We start from the raw sequence: 22,902 nt of genomic DNA on the forward strand, positions 1-22,902 counted from the left end.
ACGCTAGAAGGTGACGCCGGATACCAGCGCGATATTACAGTAAGGCTGGCACTCACCAGTGCGCACCACGGCGCGGGCCTTACGGCTCAGCTGCTTGAATTCTTCGTGGCTGAGCAGGCGTCGCTCGCCGAGCGCTGCCTGCGCGGTCAAGGTGTTAAGTGCCGCCAGCGCCGGCGGCTGCTTGAGCAGAATTTCTTCCGCCAACACGTGGCTTTCCACCTGCATCTCGCTCAGCACAATACGCAGGGTGCTGATGAAATCCGGAATGCCCTGAGTCAGCGCCAAGTCAATTAACTCGACGCCCGGCGGCACCGGCAGGCCAGCGTCGCCGATCACCAGAATATCGCCGTGCCCCAACGATGCGATCACGCGTGACAGGGCAATATTGAGCAGAGGTGTCTTTTTCATGAGGGCACAAAACCTTGAACGTCATGCAGCGTAGGGATAGAAGGTTGCGCACCGGCGCGAGTCACCGACAACGCCGCTGCCACCTGGCCAAAACGGATGGCCTCGGCTTCGGTTTTGCCGTTGGCAAGCGCTGCGGCAAAGCCTCCGACGAAGGTGTCACCGGCGGCCGTGGTGTCCACCGCCTTGACTTTGGGCGCCACTAAATGCTCGAAATTTTTGCCATCGGCAAACAGCGCGCCCTGGGCGCCGAGGGTAATGATGACCTTGCCGGCGCCCGCGTTGATCAAATGCGTCGCCGCGAGCTTGGCGGTGTCCAGGCAGTCAACCTGCACGCCACTTAATGCGCTGGCTTCACTTTCGTTGGGAATCAGATAATCGATCGAGGCGTACCACTCGGCCGGCAACGGGCCACTGGCCGGCGCCGGGTTGAGGATCACCGTCTTGCCCAGTTCACGACTGCGCTTCAGGGCATGCCCCACGGTGTTCATCGGCACTTCCAACTGGCAGATGATCACGTCGGCCGCCTGCAACACGGCGTCAGCGGCGTGCAACGAAGCGGGGCTCAGTTCAGCGTTGCTGCCGGCCACGATCACAATCGCGTTCTGGCTGCTGTCATCCACCACAATCAACGCCACGCCGCTGGAACCGTCCACGCTGCTCACAGCCTGGCAATCGATGCCCTCTACCTGCAGCGCATCGCGCAATTGGCTGCCATAGGCGTCGGTGCCGACGCAGCCGATCATCGCCACCTCAGCTCCCAAGCGCGCCGACGCCACGGCCTGGTTGGCGCCCTTGCCGCCGGGGACGGTTGCAAAGGTTTGGCCGATCAAGGTTTCACCGGCGCGCGGCAAGCGGCTGGCGCGGGTGACCAGGTCCATGTTCAAGCTGCCTACTACCACTACTTTTGCTGGCATACATCAATTCTCATCAATTCGGTTCAGCGGTAATGGGCGAACACACCGGCAAACGGTGCCGTCGACTCACGCAAAACAATACTCGGCGTCACGATGCGTTGATCGATCGGCAGTTGGGGTGTCGCAATTCGTCGCAGTAAAAGTTCGGCGGCCGTCTCGCCCAATTGCACGATCGACTGCCCCACCGTGGTCAGCGCCGGGTACACGTAACGGCCCATTTGAATATCATCAAAACCGATGACCGACAGCTCACCCGGCACGCGGATATTACGCTCGGCCGCAGCGCGCAATACGCCGAAACCAATCATGTCATTGCTCGCGAAAATCGCGCTGGGCGGGTTTTCCGAGAGCAATTGAACCGCTGCGGCATAACCGCCGGTGCTGGTAAAATCACTCGCCTGCGTCCGACTGGCCGCCACCTCCACGCCCGCCTCATGCAGTGCGCGGTGATACCCGGCCAAACGCATTTGCGCCACGCGGGTATGGCCGGGGCCGCCGATACAGGCGATGTCGCGGTGGCCCAGCTCAAGCAAATGCCGAGTTGCCAAGTAAGCGCCCTGCTCGTGATCGATACGCACCAAGTCGACATCTATACCGTCCAGCGCGCGGTCGACAATCACCATCGGCGTGCGCACCGCGTTCAAGCCGGCGGCAAGGCCACTGTCGTCGCCGCCCACCGAGGTCACGATCAAGCCGTCGATGCGCTTCTCGAGCAACACGCGCAAGTAGCTGCGCTGCTTCTCGGCGTTATCGTCGGAGTTGCACAGGATTACGCAATAGCCATTACGCTCGCAATAATCCTCAATGCCTCGCGCCAACTCCGCGAAATACGGGTTGAGGCTGTTAGGCACGAGCAGGCCGATGGTGGCGGTGGTCTTGGCCTTGAGCGAGCGCGCGACCGCACTCGGTACGTAGTCCAGTTGCTTGATGGCCGCCTCGACCTTGACCCGCACAGGCTCGCTGACCGGCCGCGACTTGTTCACCACATGCGACACGGTGGTGTAGGAAATACCCGCAAGCGCCGCCACATCCTTGATCGTTGCCATGGTTTAGCCCCGCCGGCTGGCGCGCTGGCTACGATAGGTGTCGAGGACCACGGCAATCACGATTACCGCACCGGTGATGATGCGTTTGGTCGGCTCCGTAGCACCGATCTGCGCCAGGCCCGCCGCCAATACCGAAATAATCAGCACGCCGAAGAACGTACTGATAACTGAGCCGCGCCCGCCCATCAGGCTGGTGCCGCCGATTACCACGGCCGCAATCACCTGCAACTCCAGGCCGGAGCCGGCGTTCGGGTCTGCCGCTTCCAGGCGCGAGATCTGGAACAACGCCGCTACACCGGCCAACAGGCCCATCAGGCTGAATACCAGGATCTTGTAGGGCTTGGGGTTGATGCCGGCCAGCCGCACGGCCTCTTCGTTGGTGCCGATACCGATCAGGTAGCGACCAAACACGGTGCGCGTCAACACCAGCTGGGCGACGATAATCACCAGCAGCGCAATGATAAACGATGGCGAAATACCGAAGGCAATCGGGTTCGACAGCCAGGCGAACGAGTCACCGATGTAGGCGGTGCGCGAGCCGGTCATCTGGTACGCCACGCCGCGCGCCATTTCAAGTACGCCGAGGGACACGATAAACGAAGGAATGCGCCAGGCCACAGTGATCGAGCCGGTGATGGTGCCGGCCAACGCCGCACAGCCCATGCCGAGCAAGGCCGCTGGCAACACGCTCCAGCCCCAGCCGAGAATCGCCACGCTGACCGCCGACGCGGCCAGTGCCAGCACCGAGCCCACCGACAGGTCGATACCGCCGATGATCAGGATAAAGGTCATGCCCACCGCCAGCACCATCAGGTCGGGGATCTGGTTGGCCAAGGTGCTGAAGGTGTCGTAGGACAGGAAGTGATCGCTCAACACCGAGAACAGCGCGATCATCGCCAACAAGGCGCCCGCCAGCCCCAGGTAGGTGCCGAGGCCATAGAAGTTGCCAGCGGTTTTACCGGGCGAATGTGTAGTTTTCATGGGGTATCCCTAAGCACTGCGTCGTTGAGCAGCGCATCACGTTTTTTATAGCCGGCAAACGCGGCGGCGAGCAATTCGTCCTGGGTCCAGCTGTCACGCTCGAACGTATCGATCAGGCGCCCGGCGGAGAGCACGCCGATTCGGTCGCAGATCAACATCAGTTCACGCAGGTCGCTGGACACCACGACCAGCGCTTTGCCCTGGCGAGTCAGGTCGCCGAGCAGCGCATAAATATCGAATTTGGCGCCGACGTCGATGCCACGCGTCGGCTCATCGAACAGCATCACCGCGCAATCGCGCTCCAGCCAGCGACCAATCACGACCTTTTGCTGGTTGCCGCCCGACAGCTCAGACACCAACTGCGCCGGGCTTGAGCTGCGGATGCGCATCGCATCGATCTGGCGCTTGGCCAGGGCGGTTTCGTCACGGCTATTCACCACGCCGCCAGCGGAAATTTCCGGCATGTTGCCCAAGGCAATATTGGCGCTGATGGACTGGGTCAATAGCAGGCCTTCGCCCTTGCGGTCTTCAGTGATCAGGGCGATACCATGACCGACCGCATCCACCGGCGAACGGATGCTCACAACCTGCGCTGGCGAGCCCAGCGCCACCGTGCCGCTATCGGCCAGGTCGGCACCAAAGATCAGCCGCAACAGTTCGGTACGACCGGCACCGATCAGGCCCGAGATGCCATAGATTTCACCCGCGCGCACCTCAAAAGACACGTCGCGAACCTTGTCCGAACGGGTCAGCCCTTTCACCGTCAAGGCCGGGCCGCCGAGGGTGCGCGGGCCCAAGTCGATCTGTTCGCCTAACTCGCGACCGACCATCAAGGTCACCAGTTGCTCGCTGTTGTAGTTGGCCATCGGCTCGACGCAGACCAGCTTGCCGTCGCGCAATACCGCAATGCGCTGAGCGACGCGGGCCAGCTCTTCGAGCCGGTGAGAAATATAAATAATCGCCACACCGCGCGCTTGCAGGCGGGTGATTTGTTCAAACAGCATCTCGACTTCACGCGCGGTGAGCATGGCCGTGGGTTCGTCGAGAATCAGTACATGGCAGTCGCCAATCAGGTTGCGGGCGATTTCGACCATTTGTTGATGGCCGATGCCGAGGCTGCCGACGAGGGTGTCCGGGTCGATCGCATCGAGGCCGACTTGCGCCATGGCTTCGATCGCGGCTTTGCGCAATTGCTTGCGGCTGATCCAACCGCAGTTGCTGGGCAGGTTATCGAGGAACAGGTTTTCGGCGACCGTGAGGGTGGGCAACAGGTTGAGTTCCTGCATGACCATGCGCACGCCCAGCCCTTCGGCGTGGGTGCGGCTGCCGGGGCGGTAATCCTGACCATTGAACTGCATGTGCCCGGTGGTCGGGGTGACCAGCCCGCCGATAATCTTCGACAACGTGCTTTTACCTGCGCCGTTCTCACCGGTCAGCGCCAGCACTTCCCCGCGATTAAGCGTCAGGGTGATGTCGGACAGAACCGGTTGGGCATAGGTTTTGCCGATACCGCTGACCGAGAGGACAGCGTTCGGGGCGGAAGATGACATAGGAAATCTCCAGGCGCCCGCTCAGGACGAGCGGGCGCTGTTGGGTGCTGCCAGGATTATTGCTTGAGGACGAGTTCGACCGGCGTTTCGATCACGCCGTCTTTGGCGTCGACTTTCTCACCCTTGACCAGCTTCAGCGCGTTCTGGATACCGAACACGGCTTGCTGGGCGGCGGCCTGATCGGCGGTCGCCAGGATGCGGCCGTCTTTGAGCATCGGCTTGACCGCTTCGATATTGTCGTAGCCCACGACCAGTACTTTGCCGGCCTTGCCTGCGGCACGTACGGCCGAGACAGCGCCAAGCGCCATGTTGTCGTTACCGGCCAACAGAGCCTTGAGGTCCGGGTATTCGCTCAGCATCGCGGAAGCGACTTTTTGGCCCTGGTCGATTTCCCAGTTACCCGATTGGGTAGACACGATTTTCATGCCGGCGGCGTCCATCGCATCCTTGAAGCCTGCGGTTCGCTGCTGGGCGTTGGTAGTGGTTGGTACGCCTTCGATGATGCCGACTTTGTCACCCGCGGTCAGCTGCTTGGCCAGGTAGTCACCGACCAGCTTGGAGCCTTTGCGGTTGTCCGGACCCACGAACGGGATGTCGAGGTTTTTGCTTTTCAGCACGTCCGGGTCAAGGCGGTTGTCGATGTTGACGACCTTGATGCCGGCATCGGAAGCTTTTTTCAGCACGGTGACCAATGCCTTGGAGTCGGCCGGGGCAATGACGATGGCGTTTACTTTGGCGAGGATCATCTGGTTAACAATATCGATCTGCGCGCTGGTATCGGTTTCGTTCTTGATACCGTTGGTGATCATGTCGAAGTCAGCAGCGTGCTCCTTCTGATAAGACTTGGCGCCCTCTTGCATGGTGACGAAAAATTCGTTGGCAAGGGACTTCATCACCAGGCCGACCTTGGGTTTGGCGGCGGTGTCTTCAGCAAAGGCAGAGGAAAGGGGTAGAGCAGCGGATGCGGCAGCAAGCACAGCGACAGCAAGAAGACGTGCAGCGAATGGCAGCTTCATGGGTTCACTCCGATCTTATGATTATTGTAAGCAACGCTTGCCGTGAAACATCTCGCAAACGTTTGCGTTAGTCAAACTATGAGAACCTTGTCGGGATTTGTCAACGGAAGAAAAACGCCGTTCATTCAAGCATGCGAGGTTCAGACCCTTGGTCACACGGTTGATCTGATTAAACATCGCCCTCCCCCAGTCGTTCTCTAAAACGACAGGCTGTGGCGCGCATGCCTTATGTGCGCCGTCGATATTCCATCATGGTTTTCGGACAACCGAACGCACGCCCCTTCATTGTTCGGAAAGCCGGACAAGCGTCGCCCCAACTCATCCAAAAATTAAACATAAGTTGTTTTGAATCAATACCTTAATTTATAACCGCAGACACAATCAGCTTGGTACAAATCCTGCTCTTTCTCAGCACCTCGCGGCGTTCAGAACCGCCCGGGCGCTCTAGATGAACCTGCATCAGCACTCATCAAAAATCAGAGAGAAAAATAATGAAATCTGCACTGAAGACCTTTGTTCCGGGCGCTCTAGCCCTACTGCTGCTGTTCCCCGTTGCCGCTCAGGCAAAGGACGCTGAACCCAAGACCAAACTGTCCAACGTAGTCATTCTCGCCACCGGCGGCACCATTGCCGGTGCTGGCGCGAGCGCCGCCAACAGCGCTACCTATCAGGCAGCCAAAGTCGGCATCGAGCAACTGATCGCAGGCGTTCCCGAGCTTGGCCAGATCGCCCATGTACGCGGCGAGCAAGTCCTGCAAATCGCCTCCGAAAGCATCAACAACGAAAACCTGCTGCAATTGGGGCGCCGCGTTGCCGAACTGGCCGACAGTAAGGACGTGGACGGCATCGTGATCACCCACGGCACCGACACCCTTGAAGAAACCGCTTATTTCCTGAACCTGGTAGAAAAAACCGACAAGCCAATCGTGGTGGTCGGCTCCATGCGCCCAGGCACCGCGATGTCGGCAGACGGTATGCTCAACCTGTACAACGCGGTTGCGGTAGCCAGCAGTCAGGAAGCACGCGGCAAAGGCGTGCTGGTCACCATGAACGACGAAATCCAATCGGGCCGCGACGTCAGCAAGATGATCAACATCAAGACTGAAGCGTTCAAGAGTGCATGGGGTCCGCTGGGTATGGTGGTTGAAGGCAAATCCTATTGGTTCCGCCTGCCTGCCAAGCGCCACACACAGGATTCAGAGTTCGACATCAAGACCATCAAAAGCCTGCCGGACGTGGAAATCGCCTACGGTTATGGCAACGTCGGCGACACCAGCGTCAAAGCGCTGGCCCAGGCTGGCGCCAAGGCAATCGTCTATGCCGGTACCGGCAATGGTTCGGTGTCCTCCAAGGTCGTGCCTGCCCTGCAAGAACTGCGCAAGCAAGGCGTGCAGATCATTCGGTCTTCCCACGTGAATGCCGGCGGCTTCGTTCTGCGCAATGCCGAACAGCCGGACGACAAGTATGACTGGGTTGCGGCGCATGACCTGAACCCGCAGAAAGCACGAATCCTGGCCATGGTTGCCCTGACGAAGACTCAGGACAGCAAAGAGCTGCAACGGATCTTCTGGGAATATTAATTCCTGGTAACACTGGGCAGAGGCGGGTTACCCGCCTCTGCCTGCCGGCACGTGAATTTTAAGCAGTTGCGAAATTGCTTACAGTTAAATACTGTATGCACGTACAGCAAACTAAGGAATATTCCGTGGCAAAGTCTTCTTCCGCAGCGCCTACTCCGCCGGATGCTTACGCACGCCTCGGCGTTCGTGTGCAAAAAATCATCAATTCAACCAACGCCCAGAAATCCAAAACAGCGTTGATTTTCCGTCTGCCGGACGAGCCGGAGGAAGACTGGGCACGCTTGCTGGAAGAAATTGCAGAGAACGACAACGTCACCCTCGCCTATCGGGATGACGGCGGCGTGCAAATTTTCTGGGTTGTACCGAAGGAAGATTGACCTGAACGCTGCCGACGCAACAAAAACAGCACCCATAAAAAAGGGCCAATACTGGCCCTTTATAGTCAACTTAAGCTTACTTGTTCAGCCAGGACTCGACGGTGTCTGAACCGTGTTCAGCTTTCCACTCTTTCAAGCCTTTGTGATTACCACCCTTCGTTTCAATGACTTCACCGGTGTGCGGGTTCTTGTAAACCTTCACTTGGCGAGCTTTACGGGTGCCGGACTTCGGTGCGGCCACGGGAGCACGACGACCCGCCTGTGGATCAAGCAGATTGACCACGTCCTTGAGGCTGTAGCCGTATTTTGCGAGCAAATCACGCAGCTTGGTTTCAAATTCAATTTCTTTCTTAAGGCCGGCGTCGCCCTTCAGCGCTTCGAGTGCCTTGAGTTGTTCAGCAAGATGTTTTTCGAGCTGGCGGAATTCTGCGAGTTTGGACATGGGTAATCTCTCTTAGAGTAAGCAGTGAAATCTGTGCCAAATCAAGATTTAGCTAGATTGCTTGATCGGACAATAGCCCCTGCCCAGAAGTGCCGTCGAGTTGAATGTGAAACGGCGGTAATTTCTTTGCGTTAATTAATATTTTGCCTGTGCAGATAATTCTCCAGCAACGTCACGACCTCCACGGTGAAGCTTGGCTGGCCAAGTAATGCAGGACGGTCAGCCGTCACGGTGTGAATGATCGCGTGCACGGCGATGCCCATCAAATAGATCGAAAGATCCGGGTCCGGCACGTTCTTCATGAACGGCCTGAGTACCTCTGCAAACTGATGCTGTAATTGATCGTTATTGTCACCCATGTGCCTGACGGTACTGGGTAGCTCCTCGTGGATGGCTTTGTGCAGCGCGGGCGCGACGCGGTGTTCGGCAACAATCATCTCCACGATCATGGTCAGCGCCTCACGAAGAGAGCGCTGGTTCGGTAGAACCTCCAACACCTTGAATAAATCAGTTTGCGTTGCATCGGCATGACGCCGCTGCAGCTCCGCAATGATCGCCTCTTTATTAGGAAAAAACTGGTAAAGCGACCCAATGTTGACGCCTGCACGCTCTGCAATCGCGTTGGTGGTCAGCCCCTCCCAACCTACCTGGGTCAAAATGTAAGTCGCTGCTTGAATAATTGCATCGACCGTCGCCCGCGAACGTGCTTGGGACGGCATTTTCCTGGGGCTGACGGGCATACGGCTTTTGTTCAAGGTCACCTCAAGAACATGAGTTTTTAAAAACTAAGCTTTAACTTACTATTTTGGACGTGAGAACACAACGTTGCTCACGTACCGAGACTATTGCAGCCATGAATACGCATGATTTGGAACAACGCTGGGACAGCTTCCGGGCCGCGAACCGCTTTCGCAGGGCCATCCGAAAATTCAGTTCAGCAGCGTTGCCGGATGGCGACGTCTACGAGCTACTGGTGGAGGCCGCTCACGCTCCGTCAAGCGGAAACATGCAGCCCTATGAGTTTCACCGCGTCCGCGACCCAGCGCTTAAAGCCAGCATGGCGGCAGCCTGCAATGGGCAAAAAGCAGCGGCATCGGCATCCGAGTTCGTGGTGATCGTGGCCAGCCCCGCGCTTGGGATACGTACCGCCCAGGCGCAACTTGAGTATCTCGAACACTCTGCCTTGGGCGCTGATTCAAAGGCCTATAACCGCAAGCAGATTGCGATGTTCAAAAAAGTACTGGGGCTGGGTTCCAGCGCAGCGTGGTCGCCGCTGGTGTTCCTGGCGGCGTTGGTACGCCCCACGCTTTCGCTGTTGCCTGTAGGCCTGATCGGAGGTCGTCAATGGGCTGCGCGCAACGCCATATTTGCGGCTCAAACCATCATGCTCGGGGCTGCGGCCAAAGGCATCGATTCATGCCCGATGGAAGGGTTTTCGGCAACAAAAGTTGCAAAGCTTCTAGGCATACAGCGCGGGTCTGTGATCCCGCTGGTGATCGCACTCGGGTACCGCGCGCCCGACGCCAGGATCGAAGAACGCTGGCGCAACCCGATGGAAAACATCGTTATTTCACACTGAACCACTTTTGCGTGGCCCGTTCAGGGCTGCCGCAAAGCTTTTCAGCGCGCTATTACCTTCTTCGGTAATCCAAGATGACTTCTCAGATCGAATGTCGAGCAGGCCTCTCTGAGCCCTGCGAACAAGGCTGCAGGCAATCACGATGGATAGCGCCCCTACTTGTTGTGGCGGCTTTACTGGTATGCGCAGGGTGCGCGTTGCAACCGGCCTATGTGACGCCGACCCCGCCGCCACCCACAGCCTGGTCTGCAGACGCCGCCAGTGCTGAACGCCATGCGCCCTTGCCGGGCGATGCCTGGTGGCTGCCTTTGGGTGACAAGGCTATTGATACCCTGGTAGAGGCCGCATTCGCAGGCAACCCGACCTTGCTGCAGGCAGTGACACGGGTTGACGAGGCCAAGGCGACGCTGACTGCTGATACAGCGGCAACGATGCCTGGCGTCGGCGTCGACGCCAGCTTCACACGGCAAAAAAGTCTCGATACTTCCGCCGCCGGATCAGGCGTGACGGTACAGAGTACCTCCGCCGCTGTCGGGCCGAGTTTCAGTTGGGAACTGGACCTGTTCGGGCGGGTTCGCCAGTCAGTAGAAGCCGCCCGAAACCACCTGGATGCGCGTACCGCAGACGCGGCGTCCACGCGCCTGACCTTGGCCGCCGATGTTGCCAATGACGTGCTTTCCCTGCGTGCCTGTGAAAGTTCGCGACGCGTTTTAATCGATGACATTGCCTCCCGGGAAAAGACCCTGGCATTGACGCAACTGCGGCTGAACTCAGGTTTTGCTGCACCGGTTGACGAAGCACGCATCCTGTCCGGGTTAGCGACCTCGCACACCAATCTTGCCACTCAAGCAGACCAATGCGCGCGTCTGGTTAATGCGCTGGTGGCGTTGACCGGCGCAGAGGCCGGCACCGTCACACACCTTGTGGGTACACAACCGTCAGCCTCTGAGAGCGAACTGGCCTACATGCCGCAGGCGCCCGCTGCGGTGCCTCAACTACCCGCAACGGTATTGGCCTCGCATCCCGACGTTGTTTCAGCTGAACGTGAGACTGCAGCCGCTTGGGCCGACATCGCGGTAGCGCGTGCAGACCGCCTGCCGCGTATCGATCTCGCCGCAGCGCTGACCGGGCAGTGGATTCGCATGGCCGGTTCCAGCATTAACTTCGACACCTGGTCTATCGGCCCGAGCCTCAGTGGCACGCTGTTCGATGGCGGTGCGGGCAAGGCCAAAGTCGAGGCTGCAAAAGCCCGCTACGTGCGCGCCGCCGCCACCTTGAAAAGCACGCTGAGAACCACCGTTCAAGACGTCGAAAACGCGCTGGCGGATCAGGCATCGGCAAAGTCCCGGCTGACCTCTACCAAGGAAGGCGTAGCCGCCGCCCGCACCACCTTCCAAGCCTCAGACGCGCAATGGAAGGCGGGCGCTGTCAGCCTGTTTGAGCTGGAAGACAGCCGCCGGCAATTCGCTTCAGCAAAGGATGCCGAAATCTCTGCACGCCGCGATCAGGCAAAGGCCTGGATCTCGCTGGTAAAAGCCACCGGCGGAGCTATCGCCCTAACTCCGGATAACACCTCCCATGAATAAATTATTGTGCTTGCGGATGATAGTTGGCGGCCGGTCAATGGCTGTCGTTGCGCTGGTCGCCGGCTTGGTTATCGCCGCCATTTTCATGTCTGCACCCACCCGCTCAGCCACTCAAACAGACACCCAGCCGGCCTCCGCCCTGACGGTGACGGTCGCGACCGCGACCACCTTGAGTTGGCCCGTCAAACTTGAGGCAAGTGGCTCAATAGCGCCTTGGGAAGAAGCGGTCATCGGGTCCCAGGTTTCAAACCTGCGTTTGGTTCAGCTCTATGTAAACGTCGGTGACGCGGTGAAGCGAGGGCAACTGCTCGCCTCGTTCGACGCGGCCTTGCTCGAAGCTGACGCCACGCGCCTTAACGCAAACTGGTTGCAAGCGGAGTCCAACCGCAAGCGCGCATTGCAATTGAAGGGCACGGGCGGCATCAGTGATCAGGACGTGCTTCAGTATGAGACGCAAGCCGACGTGGCCAAAGCGTTGCTCACCGGCACTCAACTGCAACTGCGCTATGCCAAGGTCATCGCGCCAGATGACGGTTTGATCAGCGCTCGCTCTGCAACCGTCGGCGCGGTTTACGGTAACGGCCAAGAGTTGTTCCGCATGATCCGGCAAGGCCGGCTGGAATGGCGCGGCGAATTGACCGCGCTGCAGTTGGCCCACGTCACACCCGGCCAACGCATCACACTGGCGTTACCTGACGATTCTTCAGCCGTTGCAGTGGTGCGTGAACTCGCGCCGGACCTGAACACCGAGACGCGTTTGGGCATCGCCTACGCTGACATCGAACCCGGCAGCACGGCACGGGCCGGCATGTATGCCAAAGGGCTGGTTAATTTGGCTGTGCGCGCCGCCGTGGTGATACCGGCCGCGAGTGTGGTCATACGTGATGGACGTAGCTACGTGCCCCGCGTGGTCGACAACGACCGAATCAGCTTACAACCGGTGACGGTGGGGCGCCGGCAGAACAACCAGGTCGAAATTGTTTCGGGTATCAACGTTGCAGACCGCGTGGTAGAGCAAGGTGCCGCCTTTTTGAATGACGGTGATCGGGTACACATCGTAACAGCACCTGCTGAAGCGAAGGAGTAAGCCATGAACTTCGCCACCTGGTCGATCCGCAACCCAATCCCTTCCATCCTGCTTTTCGTACTGTTGTCCATGGCCGGAATACTAAGCTTTCGGGCGTTGCCGATCGCCAACATGCCGGACATCGATCTGCCCTCAGTGGTTATTTCGCTGACGCAACCCGGTGCTTCCCCGGCGCAGTTAGAGACGGAGGTCGCACGCAAGGTAGAGAACTCCCTCGCCACGCTGTCCGGGATAAAACACATGAGCACCTCGATTGTTGATGGGCGCGTAACCATTAACGTCGAGTTCATCCTTGAAAAGAAGTTATCTGATGCGCTGATTGAATCCAAAGATGCCGTCGATAAAGTTCGCTCCGATTTACCCAGCGATCTGGAGCAGCCTTCGATCAGCGCGATTCGTGTAGGCAGCGACGACGCAACATTAATCTACGCCGCTGCCTCTTCGAAAATGGATGAAGAGGCGCTCTCGTGGTTCGTCGATGATGCGGTCAACAAGGCCATATTGGGCGTACCCGGTATTGGCAAGTTTGAGCGCGTCGGTGGGGTTAGCCGCCAGGTAGTGGTGGAAGTCGACCCGGCCAGCCTGGAGGCGCAAGGCACCACGGCGGCCGAAGTGTCCAGGGCGCTCAAGAGTGTCGAGCAAGAGTCCTCCGGGGGGCGTGGCCAGGTGAATGGCGCGGAGCAGGCAGTGCGCACTATTGCTACAGTGCGCACTGCCGACGAGCTGAAAAATCTCCCCGTGGTGCTCAGCAATGGTCGACGCGTGAACCTGGACCAGGTTGCCCTGATCAAGGATACCTATGCAGACCGCACGCAGCTCGCCACGCTGGATGGTCAGCCGGTGGTCGGTTTCAGGATCTATCGGGCCAAGGGTTTCGACGAAACGCGTGTCGCCGCAGGTGTGCAGCAGGTGCTCGACAAGCTTCACGCGGCGGACGCAAGCCTGAACTTTACAAAAGTTTCCGGTACCGTGGATTACACGCATGAGCAGTATGAGGGCTCAATGCACATGCTTTATGAAGGCGCGTTACTGGCGGTGCTGGTGGTCTGGTGGTTCTTGCGCGACTGGCGCGCCACATTGATCTCCGCCTCGGCTTTACCGCTGTCGATACTGCCTACCTTTCTTGTGATGAACTGGCTCGGTTACTCTCTCAACACCCTGACGCTTCTGGCGCTGGCGGTGATCGTCGGCATTCTTGTAGACGACGCGATTGTCGAGATCGAGAACATTGAACGCCACCGCCGCATGGGCAAGCCGATCCATCAGGCAGCCGGCGACGCGGTGACCGAAATCGCCTTGGCGGTGATGGCCACCACCCTGACGCTGGTTGTAGTGTTTCTGCCCACGGCAATGATGAGCGGGGTTCCGGGGCTGTTCTTCAAGCAGTTTGGCTGGACAGCCGTGGTGGCGGTGCTTTCTTCCCTGTTGGTGGCGCGGGTTCTGACTCCGATGATGGCCACCTACTTGCTCAAAACGCATACCAAGGGCAAGGAAACGCCGGATGGCAGGCTGATGAAGCTGTATTTGCACAGCGTGGCCTGGTGCCTCAGCCATCGCCGCCTGACGATGTTGGGCACGGCTGTGGTTTTCGCTGCTTCGGTAGCGGTGGTTCCGCTGCTTGAAACCGGACTGATGCCAGCGTCAGACAAAGGCTACAGCAACATCAACCTTGAGCTGCCACCCGGCAGCAGCTTGTCGGCTACACGGGCGACAACCGAAGCGGTTAGCCGCGCCATCAACCACCTGCCAGGCATCGAGCATGTGTTCAGCACCGTGGGCGTCGCTCAGCCTGCCGGGCGCGGGCAAACCCAGGCAGCAGAGCTACGCCGGGCCACCATGACGCTCGTGCTGTCGGCACGCGGTGAGCGCCCAGGGCAAACCGACATCGAAAACCAGGTACGTGTTGCCTTGAAGGAAGTGCCAGGCGCACGGTTTTCGTTGGGCTCCGGCGGGCTCGGCGAGAAGCTGTCGCTGATTCTAGCGAGTGACGACAAGGCCGCGCTCAAAGCGACGGCTCAGGCGCTGGAGCGGCAGTTGAGGGAAGTCGCCGGCCTGGCCAACATCACCTCAACTGCCAGTATCGAGCGGCCGGAAATCGTGGTGCGTCCTGACGCCAGGCAGGCAGCCGAGCGTGGCGTGAGCACCGAGACGATTGGCGAAACAGTGCGCATTGCCACCAACGGCGACTTCGATGCAAAGATGGGCAAGCTAAACCTCGACAACCGGCAGATAGCCATTCAGGTGCGCATACCGGACGCTTCGCGCCAGGACTTTGAAACATTGGCTAATTTAAGGGTTCGCGGGCGTGACGGGCTGATTCCGCTATCGACTGTCGCGCAGTTGGCGATCGAGAGCGGGCCGACCCAGATTGACCGTTACGATCGACGCCGCTATGCGACAGTCACCGCGGACCTCGGGCACACACCGCTTGGGCAAGCACTCGCCAAAGCCAGAGCGCTGCCCGCCATCCAGTCCATGCCGTCGAGTGTCGAGCTGATCGAATCCGGCGACGCAGAAACCATGGCAGAGCTTATGACCGGGTTCAGCATGGCAATCGTCATCGGCCTGGTCTGTGTGTATTGCGTATTGGTGCTGCTGTTTCACGACTTTTTTCAGCCGCTGACAATCTTGTTTGCCATCCCCCTATCGGTAGGCGGCGCCTTTGTGGCATTGCTGATGACACGCGGCATGCTGAGCCTCCCGTCGATGATTGGCCTGGTGATGCTGATGGGCATCGTCACCAAAAACTCGATCTTGCTCGTCGAGTACGCGTTGATGGGTATCCAAAAACAGGGGCTGTCGGTGGTTGAGGCGTTGATTAACGCCTGCCATAAACGGGTACGCCCGATCATCATGACGACCCTGGCGATGATCGCCGGGATGATGCCGATTGCGCTGGGCCTGGGGGCCGATGCGAGTTTCCGTCAGCCGATGGCCATCGCGGTTATCGGTGGGCTGGTGACCTCAACTGCATTGAGCTTGCTGGTGGTGCCTGTGGCGTTCACTTACATCAACGACGTTGAGCGCATGCTTCATCGAAGGTTTTCGTCGAAGCCGCAGGCACCTGCCGCCAAACACCTCACTGCCCGGTAGACAAGCCTGTAGGTAAAAATGGGCGGTATTCCCGCCCATTTTGCAAGTTACTGCGCAGCCTTGTGTTCGATGACCTGCGACACGGTGTCGCCTTTCTTGGCGCGCGCCAGTTTTTCGGTCAACAGTGCCTGCTTGGCTTCGGCTTCGGCCTGCGTGGCGAACGGCCCGAGCAACACCTGGTCCTTGCCGTCCTCTTTGACGATATAAAAATTAAAACCGTGTTCCAGCAACCAGGCGGTCAGGTCGGTGAGCGCCTGCAGCTTGTGGTCCGGCGGGCCGACCCACACGTCCCATTCCTGGGCGGCCAACGCGCCGGGCTGTGGCTGGCTTTCGATCACGGAAGGCTTGGCCTTGGGGGCTTCGACCGGTTTACCTTCACCGCAACCGGCCAATGCCAACACCGCAATTGCCATCGCTACTTTACGCACAGCCCTGCTCCTTTAAGGATAAAGAGGCAACTTTATCATTCACTGTCTATTCTGGCCGTCATAAACATTGGCTTAAACAATGCGAATGATGTATCGCAGACCTGTATGATGCCGCCATGGGAATTAATGTCGCCTCTATGCGTCCTAAAAGAGGCAGTCACAGGGAAGCGCTTAGCAGTAAGCTACACACATCTGACACCTGCCCTGTCTGAAACATGTGTCCTTAAAAGTAATCAAGGAGAAGTCCATGCTTATACTCACCCGCAAAGTTGGTGAAAGCATAAACATCGGTGATGACATTACGATCACCATTCTGGGCGTTAGCGGCCAGCAAGTACGAATCGGTATCAACGCGCCCAAAGATGTTGCGGTGCATCGCGAGGAAATTTACCAGCGCATCCAGGCTGGGCTGACTGCTCCGGACAAAAACCAGACGCCTTGAAGCGCCCTCAGTAGCCAGCCCTTTCGTTCACTGTAACGGCTGGCGAAGAGTTTCGGTCTGCCCGCGTCCTTCGCGCCACCAGCGCCCTCAGCTTCATTGCCAGATGAAAACTGCCCAGATGCCTGGAACTTGTTGCGTCATTCGCAGCCGAATTCCCTGAATACCCTCCCGCGTCCGAGTGCATTCAGGAGCACGTCGATGAGGCCTACTGCAACTAAGCCACTTGTTTCCAGATCCTGGAAAATAGCCGTGCTGATAGGGCTGGCCTTCCTGGCGCTGGAGTATGGGCTAGGGTTCGAAGTTGAAGGCATTGGCGATCCCGGCGTACGTTCGTCGCTGGAACTGGCGCTCGTTCTGTTCGGCTACCTTTTTGCATTCTGCATCAAGCCGATCCAAAAAGTCGTCTTGCGCAAACTGTGCCAACACGCCGCTCAGCGCTCACGCCGGCATACCTCACGATAAGCGTTGCAGACCGAGCAAGCCGTCAGCATCGCGCTGCACCTGCAACCGCTCATACCCATCGATGGCGGCATGCGTTGTTACCATAGGCGTCAGGTGCGTGGCGGTTACGACCAGCACATCAGCCCCGGCTGCCTCCCCCGCTCGAATACCCACCGTCGCATCCTCGAACACCAGGCAGTCCTCTACCGGCACGCCTAAACGCTGGGCACCGAGCACGTAACATGCTGGATCGGGTTTGCCGTTGGCGACATCTTCGGCCGTCACCAACACGGCAGGCGGTGCGATGCCCGCAGCCTGCAGACGGCGCAGCGCCAACGCTTTGGGTGCCGACGTAACCAGTGCCCATTGATCGCCGGGCAGGCTGCGCAAGAACTCAACGGCGCCGGAGATCGCCACAACGCCCTCAACATCATCGAGCTCCGCTTGGGTAATCCATTGCGCTTCAACCTCGGGGTCTACGCCTGGTAATGCCTGGCGCGTGATGGTGTCAATCGCACGCGCGCCGTGAATAGTGCTCAGGAACGCCGCCACATCCAGGCCGTGGCGTTCAGCCCAGATGCCCCATACACGCTCGGCGGCGGCAATCGAGTTGAGCAGGGTTCCGTCCATATCGAAGAGGAAGGCGCGGTAACGTTGATTGAATACGGCTGAACCTGAAATAGACACGTCTGGGCTTTCCTTTTAATCGGTCGGATGCAATCTACGGATCAGCCCACCGCTTGTAAACGTTACGCACGGCTACCCGCGCCATTGCATTACAGGTTTGTAATCAAGCGATGACCCTTGATCCGGCTACACTTGCGCCACGTATGGAACCAAGGCAATTCCCATGAACATCCTCGTAGTCGAAGACGAACCCAAGGCCGGCAATTACCTGCTCAACGGCCTGCAGGAGCTGGGTTACTCCGTAAGCCTTGCGCGTGACGGGGTAGACGGCCTGCACCAAGCGCTGGAAACGCCTTTCGACGTGATTGTGCTGGACGTAATGATGCCGAAAATGGACGGTTGGGAAGTGCTGCGCCGTCTGCGCAAAGAGGCCGACACGCCGGTGCTGTTTCTCACCGCCCGCGACGATATTGCCGACCGCATCAAGGGCCTGGAACTGGGCGCCGATGATTACTTGATCAAACCGTTCTCCTTCGCCGAGCTGGTCGCGCGTTTGCGCACCCTGACCCGCCGCGGCCCGAGCCGTGACGAGGCGCAACTGCAGATCGCCGACCTGCAAATCGACGTACTCAAGCGCCGCGTTACCCGTGCTGGTACGCGCATCAACCTGACCAATAAAGAATTCGCCCTGCTGCACCTGTTCGCCACCCACCAGGACCAGGCGCTGTCACGTTCGATGATTGCCTCACGGGTGTGGGACATGAATTTCGACAGTGATACCAACGTGGTCGATGTCGCCGTGCGGCGCCTGCGCCTGAAAATCGACGACCCGTTCCAGCTCAAGTTGATCCACAGCGTGCGGGGCATCGGCTACCGCTTCGACACCCAGCCATGAACCCGCGCCGCCCTTACTCACTGACGCTGCGCCTTGCGTTGATCTTCGCCCTGCTCGCTTTTGCCCTGCTGGCCACGCTGGGGGTTGCGCTGTACCGCGAGCTGGAGCGCGAACTGATCCTGCGCGATGACACCGCGCTGATCGGCCGCGTCGAGCAACTGCGCAACCTGCTGAACGACAGCAACACCCTGGACCTGATCAAGACCAAACCAGAGCTGTTCCAGAACATGCTGGGTAACCGCGAGTCGGTGCTGAGCATCGCTGCGCCGGGGCACAAGCCGTTGCTGCTGGTTAACCCTGGCAACATCGACTTGCCACCCGTGCCGCCGGTTCCAAAGGGCCACACGTTGAGCCTCGCCGACGTGCAGCATTTGCCCGGTATCAATGGCGTGCCCTTCGCCACCGTGGCCGCCACCATCGATTCCGGCGACATCGGCAGCCTGCACATCACCACCGGGCGCCTGATGACCGAACGTAGCGCCGTGCTCGCCAGCTACCGTTTAAGTGTTTACATCCTGGCCAGCCTCGCCGCGATCATCCTCGCCCTGGTCGGCTACCTGTTAGTGCGCAGAGGGCTGCTGCCCTTAAGGCGCCTGGCCAACCACGCCCAAGGTATCGACGTGGGCAACCTGGCCGAACGCCTCGACAGCCACGGTGCGCCAAAAGAGCTGCTGCCGCTGATCGAGTCGTTCAACACCATGCTTGAGCGGCTGGCCAAGGGCTTTGTGCAACTGGGCCAAGTTTCCACCGACATGGCCCACGAACTGCGCACCCCGATCAACAACCTGCTGGGGGAAACCCAGGTAGCGTTGCAACAGAGCCGCAGCATCGAGAGCTATCAGCAATTGCTGGCCTCCAATGTCGAAGAACTCGAACGCCTGGCACGGATGCTCGACAACATGCTGTTCCTCGCCCGCACCGACCCGGCCAGCGCCCTGCGCCAACGCCAACAGCTGAGTGCGGCGGATGAAGTGGCGCGCATCGCAGACTACTTCGAAGGGCTGGCCAGTGATGTGGATATGCGCATTATCGCGCAGGGTGACGGCGTGATCTGGGCAGAACCGATGCTGCTGCGCCGGGCACTGGCCAACCTGTGCGCCAACGCCATCAAATACGCTGCGCCGAGTTCGCAGTTGGTGATTCAGGCGGTGCCGTGTGCCGACGGCATCAACCTGAGCGTGAGCAGCCAGGGTGAAACCATTCCCGCCGAGCATCTGCCCAGGTTGTTCGAACGGTTTTACCGGGTAGATCAATCGCGCGAACGTTCGGCGCAATCGAATGGGCTGGGGCTGTCGATTGTCGCGACCATCATGCAATTGCATAACGGGCGCTGCAGCGTGAGCAGTGTGGCGGGCGTGACCTGTTTTGAGCTGTTCTTTCCCCGGGCGGAACACTGAGCATCGCAAGCCGGAGCCTTGGAGTTATTTTGCAAACGTTTGTACGTCACGGCTAGGCCAGACTAACGCTACTCTGCCCCTCATCATTCACTCACATTGTTTGAAACGGGTGTCATGCTTTGGAGAGAAGACAGTATCGATTCGGCGCAGCGAGCACAGTGAACATCCCGGCTCAAGGCAGAGCCGGTGGCGGTAATGACGGAGGTTCTGGTATGGAAAGACGCTTGGGTTTACTGGAAAAGGGGCTGGCTGATATGAAAGAGAAGCTATTTGTCGTTTCGAGCAGAGCAGACTCGATTGAACGGCATTCCACCACCATTGAAAAGCACTTCGCCACCCGGGCAGACCTGGCGACCACAGAGCTGAACCTGATCAAATGGTACGTAGCAACGGCGTTCGCGATGACAGGCCTGGTGTGCGCCATAACGTTCGGCCTGACCCGGCTGATGAGTGGCTAAGGCAGCCCGGGCAGGTCAGCTGACCTGCCCGCCGCTTTGCACCACATCCACCTTGGTTACCCATGCTGCGAGCACTGCCACGCGCAGGCCCTCAACCAGCGTTTCCAGCGGCATCGACGCTTGCCGCGTATCAGCCACCTGCTCCGGCAGGCTGGGTACGTGAATAAAGCCACTGCGAACAGGTGTGCCCGCAAGCGCATGCTGCAACAGGTAAAACACCTGATTACACACAAACGTACCCGCTGTCTGCGAGACCGCAGCCGCTATACCGGCCTCGCGCACAGCCTTGACCATCGCCTTGATCGGCAGCGTGGTGAAGTAAGCCGCCGGGCCATCGGCCACCACCGGTTTATCAATAGGTTGCTCCCCAAGGTTGTCGGGGATGCGTGCATCGTTCACGTTGATCGCCACCCGCTCAATCGAAATATCCCCGCGCCCGGGCGCAAGGCCTGTGGCGATCACCATCGCCGGGTTCAGCTCGGCGATCAGTCGGGTCAGGCACTCGCCCGCCGTGGCGAACGTACAGGGCAGCCGACGCGCAACAATCTGCACGCCCTCGCCCAACTGCACGCCCTCCAAACGGCGTACGGCTTCCCAAGAGGGGTTTATGACGTCTTGGTCAAAGGGCTCAAAGCCCGTCAGCAGCACAGTTTGCATCTCGGCCTCACATCAACACGTAGAGCAGCACAATATTGACCGCCAGCATCATCAGCGCGGTCGGAAACTGAGCCTTGATCACCGCGTGTTTGTCCGGCAACTCCAGCAACGCGGCGGGGACGATATTGAAGTTGGCGGCCATGGGCGTCATCAGCGTGCCGCAATAACCAGAGAACATACCGATCGCCGCCATCACGGCCGGGTTAGCGCCGTAGATGCCGACCAGCACCGGCACGCCGACACCGCCTGTCATGACCGGGAACGCGGCGAAGCCGTTGCCCATGATTACCGTAAACAGCGCCATGCCCAGCACATAGACCACCACTGCCACCCACTTGAAATCCAGGTTGATGTAGGTGGTGACCACATGGGCAACCGCCGTGCCCACCCCGGCTTCATTGAACAACAGCCCGAGCATTGCCAGCATCTGCGGCAACACCATGGCCCAGCCCAGCGCTTCGGTCAGGCGTCGCGATTCGCGCAAGGCTTGCACCGGCGTATCACGGGTCAGCCAGCAGGCCAGGCCGAGTGCGATCAGGCAACCAATGCCTAGAGAGACGAAGGTGGTGTTTTTCGGGTCCAGCAGCGGCACGCCGCCAATTTCGGTGTGCTTGAGCAGCACCGAACCGATCACGGTAGTCAGCGGAATCGCCAGCGCCGGTATAAATAACTTATGCCCCAAACGGCCGGCGCTCGCGCGCGACTCCTTGTCATGCAACTCGGCATGCTTGCCACGGCCAACGCCACCCAAGCCTGCAATCAGCGCCATCACCACCACGCCCGCACCGATAACCACCGACGGCAGGCGCTCTCCAATCAGGAACGGAATAGCAAACAACAACCAGAACAAGGCGCTGGACCAGCGTTTGGGATGGCTTCGATCAAACAGGATCATGCCGGCGGTGATCAACAACAGCACACCGGCCAGCCAGTAAAGGTATTGAATCGAGATGATCATTGCGCAGCCTCCACTTGGGCGGCGGCTGTCATATCGCGGGTGAGCTTTCGATCAAATCGATGCAAGCGAATGGCATGGATGATAAACGCGCAGATGGCCGTAGGGATGCCCCACACCGCAATATGCAGCGGTTCCACATCAATGCCCGAGCCGAGCAGGAAGGTGTGCATCAGCGCAATCGCGCCAAAGGCGACAAAGATGTCTTCACCGAAAAACAGCCCCACATTGTCGGTCGCCGCACACATGGCTAATACCTTGTGACGCAGTTTGTCCGGCAGCTTGCCGTAGCGTTTTTCCGCCGCGCCCTCGGCCATCGGCGCCAGTAGCGGCCGCACCATCTGCGGGTGCCCGCCCAGGCTGGTCAGGCCCATGGCCGCGGTGGACTCGCGTACAAACAAGTACATGATCAACAAGCGCCCGACCGTGGCACGCTCGAAACGCGCGATCCAGTTCTGCGCATGCAAGCGCAAGCCATGGCGCTCCAGCAGGCCGATGACCGCCAAGGGCAATAACAGGATCAGTTGCAGGGCACGGGTCTGGAGGAAACCATCGCCCATGCTGGCGAGAATTTTTTCCAACGGAAAGTGCGCGGCCAAGCCGGTGGCGATGGCGGCAGCGGTGACCACCAACAGCGGATTGAAGCGCAAGACGAAGCCAACCACGATGACAAGTACGCCGATCAACGGCCATAGGTTCACAACAGTTTGCATGACGATGAGGTCCTTGAATGCGCGCTGCGGCGCCATTACAGCAGGATGTGAACAAACGGCTCACAGCATGAAAGTGACGTGCAGCCCGGCGCGGTTTTTATTGTTGACCTTAAAGGTCGAGCGTCAGTGGCGGCAACTTTGCTGCTTGGGGGCGGGAGGTGTCCAACAAGAAAAATTGTTGCTGCAAACCAATAAACTTTGTCGGTGATGGGCGCCGGCTGATCCGGCGC

The 22,902-nt window shown here is 59.2% G+C and carries 24 protein-coding genes; 11 read left to right on the forward strand and 13 right to left on the reverse strand.

Annotated elements, in window-relative coordinates:
• Positions 1 to 3 precede the first annotated feature (3 nt).
• The 6 genes from rbsD to ACOZK9_RS03555 are packed head-to-tail and all read right to left on the reverse strand — an operon-like array spanning position 4 to position 5,915.
• Positions 4 to 408 carry a D-ribose pyranase gene (rbsD, locus tag ACOZK9_RS03530; RefSeq protein ID WP_122250427.1) on the reverse strand — a complete coding sequence of 135 codons (405 nt, stop codon included), beginning with the start codon at positions 406 to 408 and terminating at the stop codon, positions 4 to 6.
• The gene (gene rbsK, locus ACOZK9_RS03535; RefSeq protein ID WP_122250426.1) at positions 405 to 1,322 is read right to left on the reverse strand and encodes a ribokinase; all 918 of its coding nucleotides are present in this window, start codon (positions 1,320 to 1,322) and stop codon (positions 405 to 407) included. The genes rbsD and rbsK overlap by 4 nt, the downstream gene beginning before the upstream one ends.
• Positions 1,323 to 1,345: 23 nt before the next feature.
• Entirely contained in the window at positions 1,346 to 2,368 is a 1,023-nt protein-coding gene (locus ACOZK9_RS03540; RefSeq protein ID WP_058412115.1) for a LacI family DNA-binding transcriptional regulator, read from the reverse strand.
• Positions 2,369 to 2,371: 3 nt separating this feature from the next.
• Positions 2,372 to 3,349 carry an ABC transporter permease gene (locus ACOZK9_RS03545; RefSeq protein WP_058412116.1) on the reverse strand — a complete coding sequence of 326 codons (978 nt, stop codon included), beginning with the start codon at positions 3,347 to 3,349 and terminating at the stop codon, positions 2,372 to 2,374.
• Positions 3,346 to 4,899: a sugar ABC transporter ATP-binding protein gene (locus tag ACOZK9_RS03550; protein ID WP_099237060.1), complete on the reverse strand. Its 1,554-nt coding sequence runs from the start codon at positions 4,897 to 4,899 to the stop codon at positions 3,346 to 3,348. The genes ACOZK9_RS03545 and ACOZK9_RS03550 overlap by 4 nt, the downstream gene beginning before the upstream one ends.
• 56 nt (positions 4,900 to 4,955) lie before the next feature.
• Positions 4,956 to 5,915, reverse strand: coding sequence for a sugar ABC transporter substrate-binding protein (locus ACOZK9_RS03555; RefSeq protein WP_058412118.1), 960 nt, complete (start codon positions 5,913 to 5,915; stop codon positions 4,956 to 4,958).
• A gap of 491 nt (positions 5,916 to 6,406) precedes the next feature.
• Here ACOZK9_RS03555 and ACOZK9_RS03560 point away from each other — a divergent pair, with 491 nt between their 5' ends.
• Positions 6,407 to 7,495, forward strand: a complete 1,089-nt coding sequence (locus ACOZK9_RS03560) for an asparaginase (protein WP_058412119.1) — start codon at positions 6,407 to 6,409, stop codon at positions 7,493 to 7,495.
• A 125-nt stretch (positions 7,496 to 7,620) separates the two neighbouring features.
• A complete protein-coding gene (locus ACOZK9_RS03565; RefSeq protein ID WP_058412120.1) occupies positions 7,621 to 7,872 on the forward strand; it encodes a DUF1654 domain-containing protein in 252 nt (83 codons plus the stop codon).
• 76 nt (positions 7,873 to 7,948) lie between these two features.
• Here the strand turns inward: ACOZK9_RS03565 and ACOZK9_RS03570 are convergent, their stop codons facing one another.
• Together ACOZK9_RS03570 and ACOZK9_RS03575 are read right to left on the reverse strand one after the other, a co-directional pair.
• Positions 7,949 to 8,314 (reverse strand): histone-like nucleoid-structuring protein, MvaT/MvaU family, encoded by a 366-nt coding sequence (locus ACOZK9_RS03570; RefSeq protein WP_058412121.1) that lies wholly within the window; start codon positions 8,312 to 8,314, stop codon positions 7,949 to 7,951.
• 131 nt (positions 8,315 to 8,445) lie between these two features.
• Positions 8,446 to 9,069, reverse strand: a complete 624-nt coding sequence (locus ACOZK9_RS03575) for a TetR/AcrR family transcriptional regulator (RefSeq protein WP_058412122.1) — start codon at positions 9,067 to 9,069, stop codon at positions 8,446 to 8,448.
• Between the two features lie 98 nt (positions 9,070 to 9,167).
• On the opposite strand from ACOZK9_RS03575, the gene ACOZK9_RS03580 reads away from it, so the two are divergent.
• The 4 genes from ACOZK9_RS03580 (at position 9,168) to ACOZK9_RS03595 (ending at position 15,659) form a co-directional block, all read left to right on the forward strand.
• On the forward strand, positions 9,168 to 9,893 hold the full coding sequence (locus ACOZK9_RS03580) for a nitroreductase family protein (protein ID WP_099237055.1): 726 nt from the start codon (positions 9,168 to 9,170) through the stop codon (positions 9,891 to 9,893).
• 197 nt (positions 9,894 to 10,090) lie between these two features.
• The gene (locus ACOZK9_RS03585) at positions 10,091 to 11,479 is read left to right on the forward strand and encodes an efflux transporter outer membrane subunit (RefSeq protein ID WP_421555294.1); all 1,389 of its coding nucleotides are present in this window, start codon (positions 10,091 to 10,093) and stop codon (positions 11,477 to 11,479) included.
• 37 nt (positions 11,480 to 11,516) lie between these two features.
• Entirely contained in the window at positions 11,517 to 12,566 is a 1,050-nt protein-coding gene (locus ACOZK9_RS03590; RefSeq protein WP_421555295.1) for an efflux RND transporter periplasmic adaptor subunit, read from the forward strand.
• Positions 12,567 to 12,569: 3 nt separating this feature from the next.
• On the forward strand, positions 12,570 to 15,659 hold the full coding sequence (locus tag ACOZK9_RS03595; RefSeq protein WP_099237052.1) for an efflux RND transporter permease subunit: 3,090 nt from the start codon (positions 12,570 to 12,572) through the stop codon (positions 15,657 to 15,659).
• A gap of 47 nt (positions 15,660 to 15,706) precedes the next feature.
• Here ACOZK9_RS03595 and ACOZK9_RS03600 read toward each other — a convergent pair whose 3' ends face one another.
• A complete protein-coding gene (locus ACOZK9_RS03600) occupies positions 15,707 to 16,087 on the reverse strand; it encodes a penicillin-binding protein activator LpoB (RefSeq protein ID WP_082649002.1) in 381 nt (126 codons plus the stop codon).
• 247 nt (positions 16,088 to 16,334) lie between these two features.
• On the opposite strand from ACOZK9_RS03600, the gene csrA reads away from it, so the two are divergent.
• Together csrA and ACOZK9_RS03610 are read left to right on the forward strand one after the other, a co-directional pair.
• Positions 16,335 to 16,529, forward strand: coding sequence for a carbon storage regulator CsrA (gene csrA, locus ACOZK9_RS03605; protein ID WP_003192511.1), 195 nt, complete (start codon positions 16,335 to 16,337; stop codon positions 16,527 to 16,529).
• A 198-nt stretch (positions 16,530 to 16,727) separates the two neighbouring features.
• On the forward strand, positions 16,728 to 16,991 hold the full coding sequence (locus ACOZK9_RS03610; RefSeq protein WP_058412127.1) for a hypothetical protein: 264 nt from the start codon (positions 16,728 to 16,730) through the stop codon (positions 16,989 to 16,991).
• Here ACOZK9_RS03610 and ACOZK9_RS03615 read toward each other — a convergent pair.
• Complete coding sequence (locus ACOZK9_RS03615; RefSeq protein WP_172979312.1) at positions 16,983 to 17,657, reverse strand: HAD-IA family hydrolase; 675 nt, start codon at positions 17,655 to 17,657, stop codon at positions 16,983 to 16,985. The two genes, ACOZK9_RS03610 and ACOZK9_RS03615, sit on opposite strands and share 9 nt — an antisense overlap.
• Before the next feature lie 163 nt (positions 17,658 to 17,820).
• Between ACOZK9_RS03615 and ACOZK9_RS03620 the strand changes: the two genes are divergently transcribed.
• From ACOZK9_RS03620 to ACOZK9_RS03630, 3 genes are all read left to right on the forward strand, one after another.
• Positions 17,821 to 18,492 (forward strand): heavy metal response regulator transcription factor, encoded by a 672-nt coding sequence (locus ACOZK9_RS03620; protein WP_152750792.1) that lies wholly within the window; start codon positions 17,821 to 17,823, stop codon positions 18,490 to 18,492.
• A complete protein-coding gene (locus tag ACOZK9_RS03625) occupies positions 18,489 to 19,889 on the forward strand; it encodes a heavy metal sensor histidine kinase (RefSeq protein ID WP_421555296.1) in 1,401 nt (466 codons plus the stop codon). The genes ACOZK9_RS03620 and ACOZK9_RS03625 overlap by 4 nt, the downstream gene beginning before the upstream one ends.
• A 212-nt stretch (positions 19,890 to 20,101) precedes the next feature.
• The gene (locus ACOZK9_RS03630; RefSeq protein WP_058412131.1) at positions 20,102 to 20,347 is read left to right on the forward strand and encodes a hypothetical protein; all 246 of its coding nucleotides are present in this window, start codon (positions 20,102 to 20,104) and stop codon (positions 20,345 to 20,347) included.
• Between the two features lie 15 nt (positions 20,348 to 20,362).
• Here ACOZK9_RS03630 and pcp read toward each other — a convergent pair whose 3' ends face one another.
• The 3 genes from pcp to ACOZK9_RS03645 are packed head-to-tail and all read right to left on the reverse strand — an operon-like array spanning position 20,363 to position 22,672.
• Positions 20,363 to 21,004, reverse strand: coding sequence for a pyroglutamyl-peptidase I (gene pcp, locus ACOZK9_RS03635; protein ID WP_421555297.1), 642 nt, complete (start codon positions 21,002 to 21,004; stop codon positions 20,363 to 20,365).
• A gap of 7 nt (positions 21,005 to 21,011) precedes the next feature.
• Positions 21,012 to 21,962 (reverse strand): DUF979 domain-containing protein, encoded by a 951-nt coding sequence (locus ACOZK9_RS03640; protein WP_152745466.1) that lies wholly within the window; start codon positions 21,960 to 21,962, stop codon positions 21,012 to 21,014.
• Positions 21,959 to 22,672, reverse strand: a complete 714-nt coding sequence (locus ACOZK9_RS03645) for a DUF969 domain-containing protein (protein ID WP_058412160.1) — start codon at positions 22,670 to 22,672, stop codon at positions 21,959 to 21,961. The genes ACOZK9_RS03640 and ACOZK9_RS03645 overlap by 4 nt, the downstream gene beginning before the upstream one ends.
• Positions 22,673 to 22,902: the final 230 nt, after the last annotated feature.

The sequence above is a fragment of the Pseudomonas kitaguniensis genome (assembly GCF_049199985.1).
GTDB lineage: Bacteria > Pseudomonadota > Gammaproteobacteria > Pseudomonadales > Pseudomonadaceae > Aquipseudomonas > Aquipseudomonas kitaguniensis.

Bases quoted from the DNA above. Each gene is read 5' to 3' on its own strand.
- rbsD (WP_122250427.1), bottom strand. From the start codon at position 408: ATGAAAAAGACACCTCTGCTCAATATTGCCCTGTCACGCGTGATCGCA.
- rbsK (WP_122250426.1), bottom strand. From the start codon at position 1,322: ATGCCAGCAAAAGTAGTGGTAGTAGGCAGCTTGAACATGGACCTGGTC.
- ACOZK9_RS03540 (WP_058412115.1), bottom strand. From the start codon at position 2,368: ATGGCAACGATCAAGGATGTGGCGGCGCTTGCGGGTATTTCCTACACC.
- ACOZK9_RS03545 (WP_058412116.1), bottom strand. From the start codon at position 3,349: ATGAAAACTACACATTCGCCCGGTAAAACCGCTGGCAACTTCTATGGC.
- ACOZK9_RS03550 (WP_099237060.1), bottom strand. From the start codon at position 4,899: ATGTCATCTTCCGCCCCGAACGCTGTCCTCTCGGTCAGCGGTATCGGC.
- ACOZK9_RS03555 (WP_058412118.1), bottom strand. From the start codon at position 5,915: ATGAAGCTGCCATTCGCTGCACGTCTTCTTGCTGTCGCTGTGCTTGCT.
- ACOZK9_RS03560 (WP_058412119.1), top strand. From the start codon at position 6,407: ATGAAATCTGCACTGAAGACCTTTGTTCCGGGCGCTCTAGCCCTACTG.
- ACOZK9_RS03570 (WP_058412121.1), bottom strand. From the start codon at position 8,314: ATGTCCAAACTCGCAGAATTCCGCCAGCTCGAAAAACATCTTGCTGAA.
- ACOZK9_RS03580 (WP_099237055.1), top strand. From the start codon at position 9,168: ATGAATACGCATGATTTGGAACAACGCTGGGACAGCTTCCGGGCCGCG.
- ACOZK9_RS03590 (WP_421555295.1), top strand. From the start codon at position 11,517: ATGGCTGTCGTTGCGCTGGTCGCCGGCTTGGTTATCGCCGCCATTTTC.
- ACOZK9_RS03595 (WP_099237052.1), top strand. From the start codon at position 12,570: ATGAACTTCGCCACCTGGTCGATCCGCAACCCAATCCCTTCCATCCTG.
- csrA (WP_003192511.1), top strand. From the start codon at position 16,335: ATGCTTATACTCACCCGCAAAGTTGGTGAAAGCATAAACATCGGTGAT.
- ACOZK9_RS03610 (WP_058412127.1), top strand. From the start codon at position 16,728: ATGAGGCCTACTGCAACTAAGCCACTTGTTTCCAGATCCTGGAAAATA.
- ACOZK9_RS03620 (WP_152750792.1), top strand. From the start codon at position 17,821: ATGAACATCCTCGTAGTCGAAGACGAACCCAAGGCCGGCAATTACCTG.
- ACOZK9_RS03625 (WP_421555296.1), top strand. From the start codon at position 18,489: ATGAACCCGCGCCGCCCTTACTCACTGACGCTGCGCCTTGCGTTGATC.
- ACOZK9_RS03630 (WP_058412131.1), top strand. From the start codon at position 20,102: ATGGAAAGACGCTTGGGTTTACTGGAAAAGGGGCTGGCTGATATGAAA.
- pcp (WP_421555297.1), bottom strand. From the start codon at position 21,004: ATGCAAACTGTGCTGCTGACGGGCTTTGAGCCCTTTGACCAAGACGTC.
- ACOZK9_RS03640 (WP_152745466.1), bottom strand. From the start codon at position 21,962: ATGATCATCTCGATTCAATACCTTTACTGGCTGGCCGGTGTGCTGTTG.
- ACOZK9_RS03645 (WP_058412160.1), bottom strand. From the start codon at position 22,672: ATGCAAACTGTTGTGAACCTATGGCCGTTGATCGGCGTACTTGTCATC.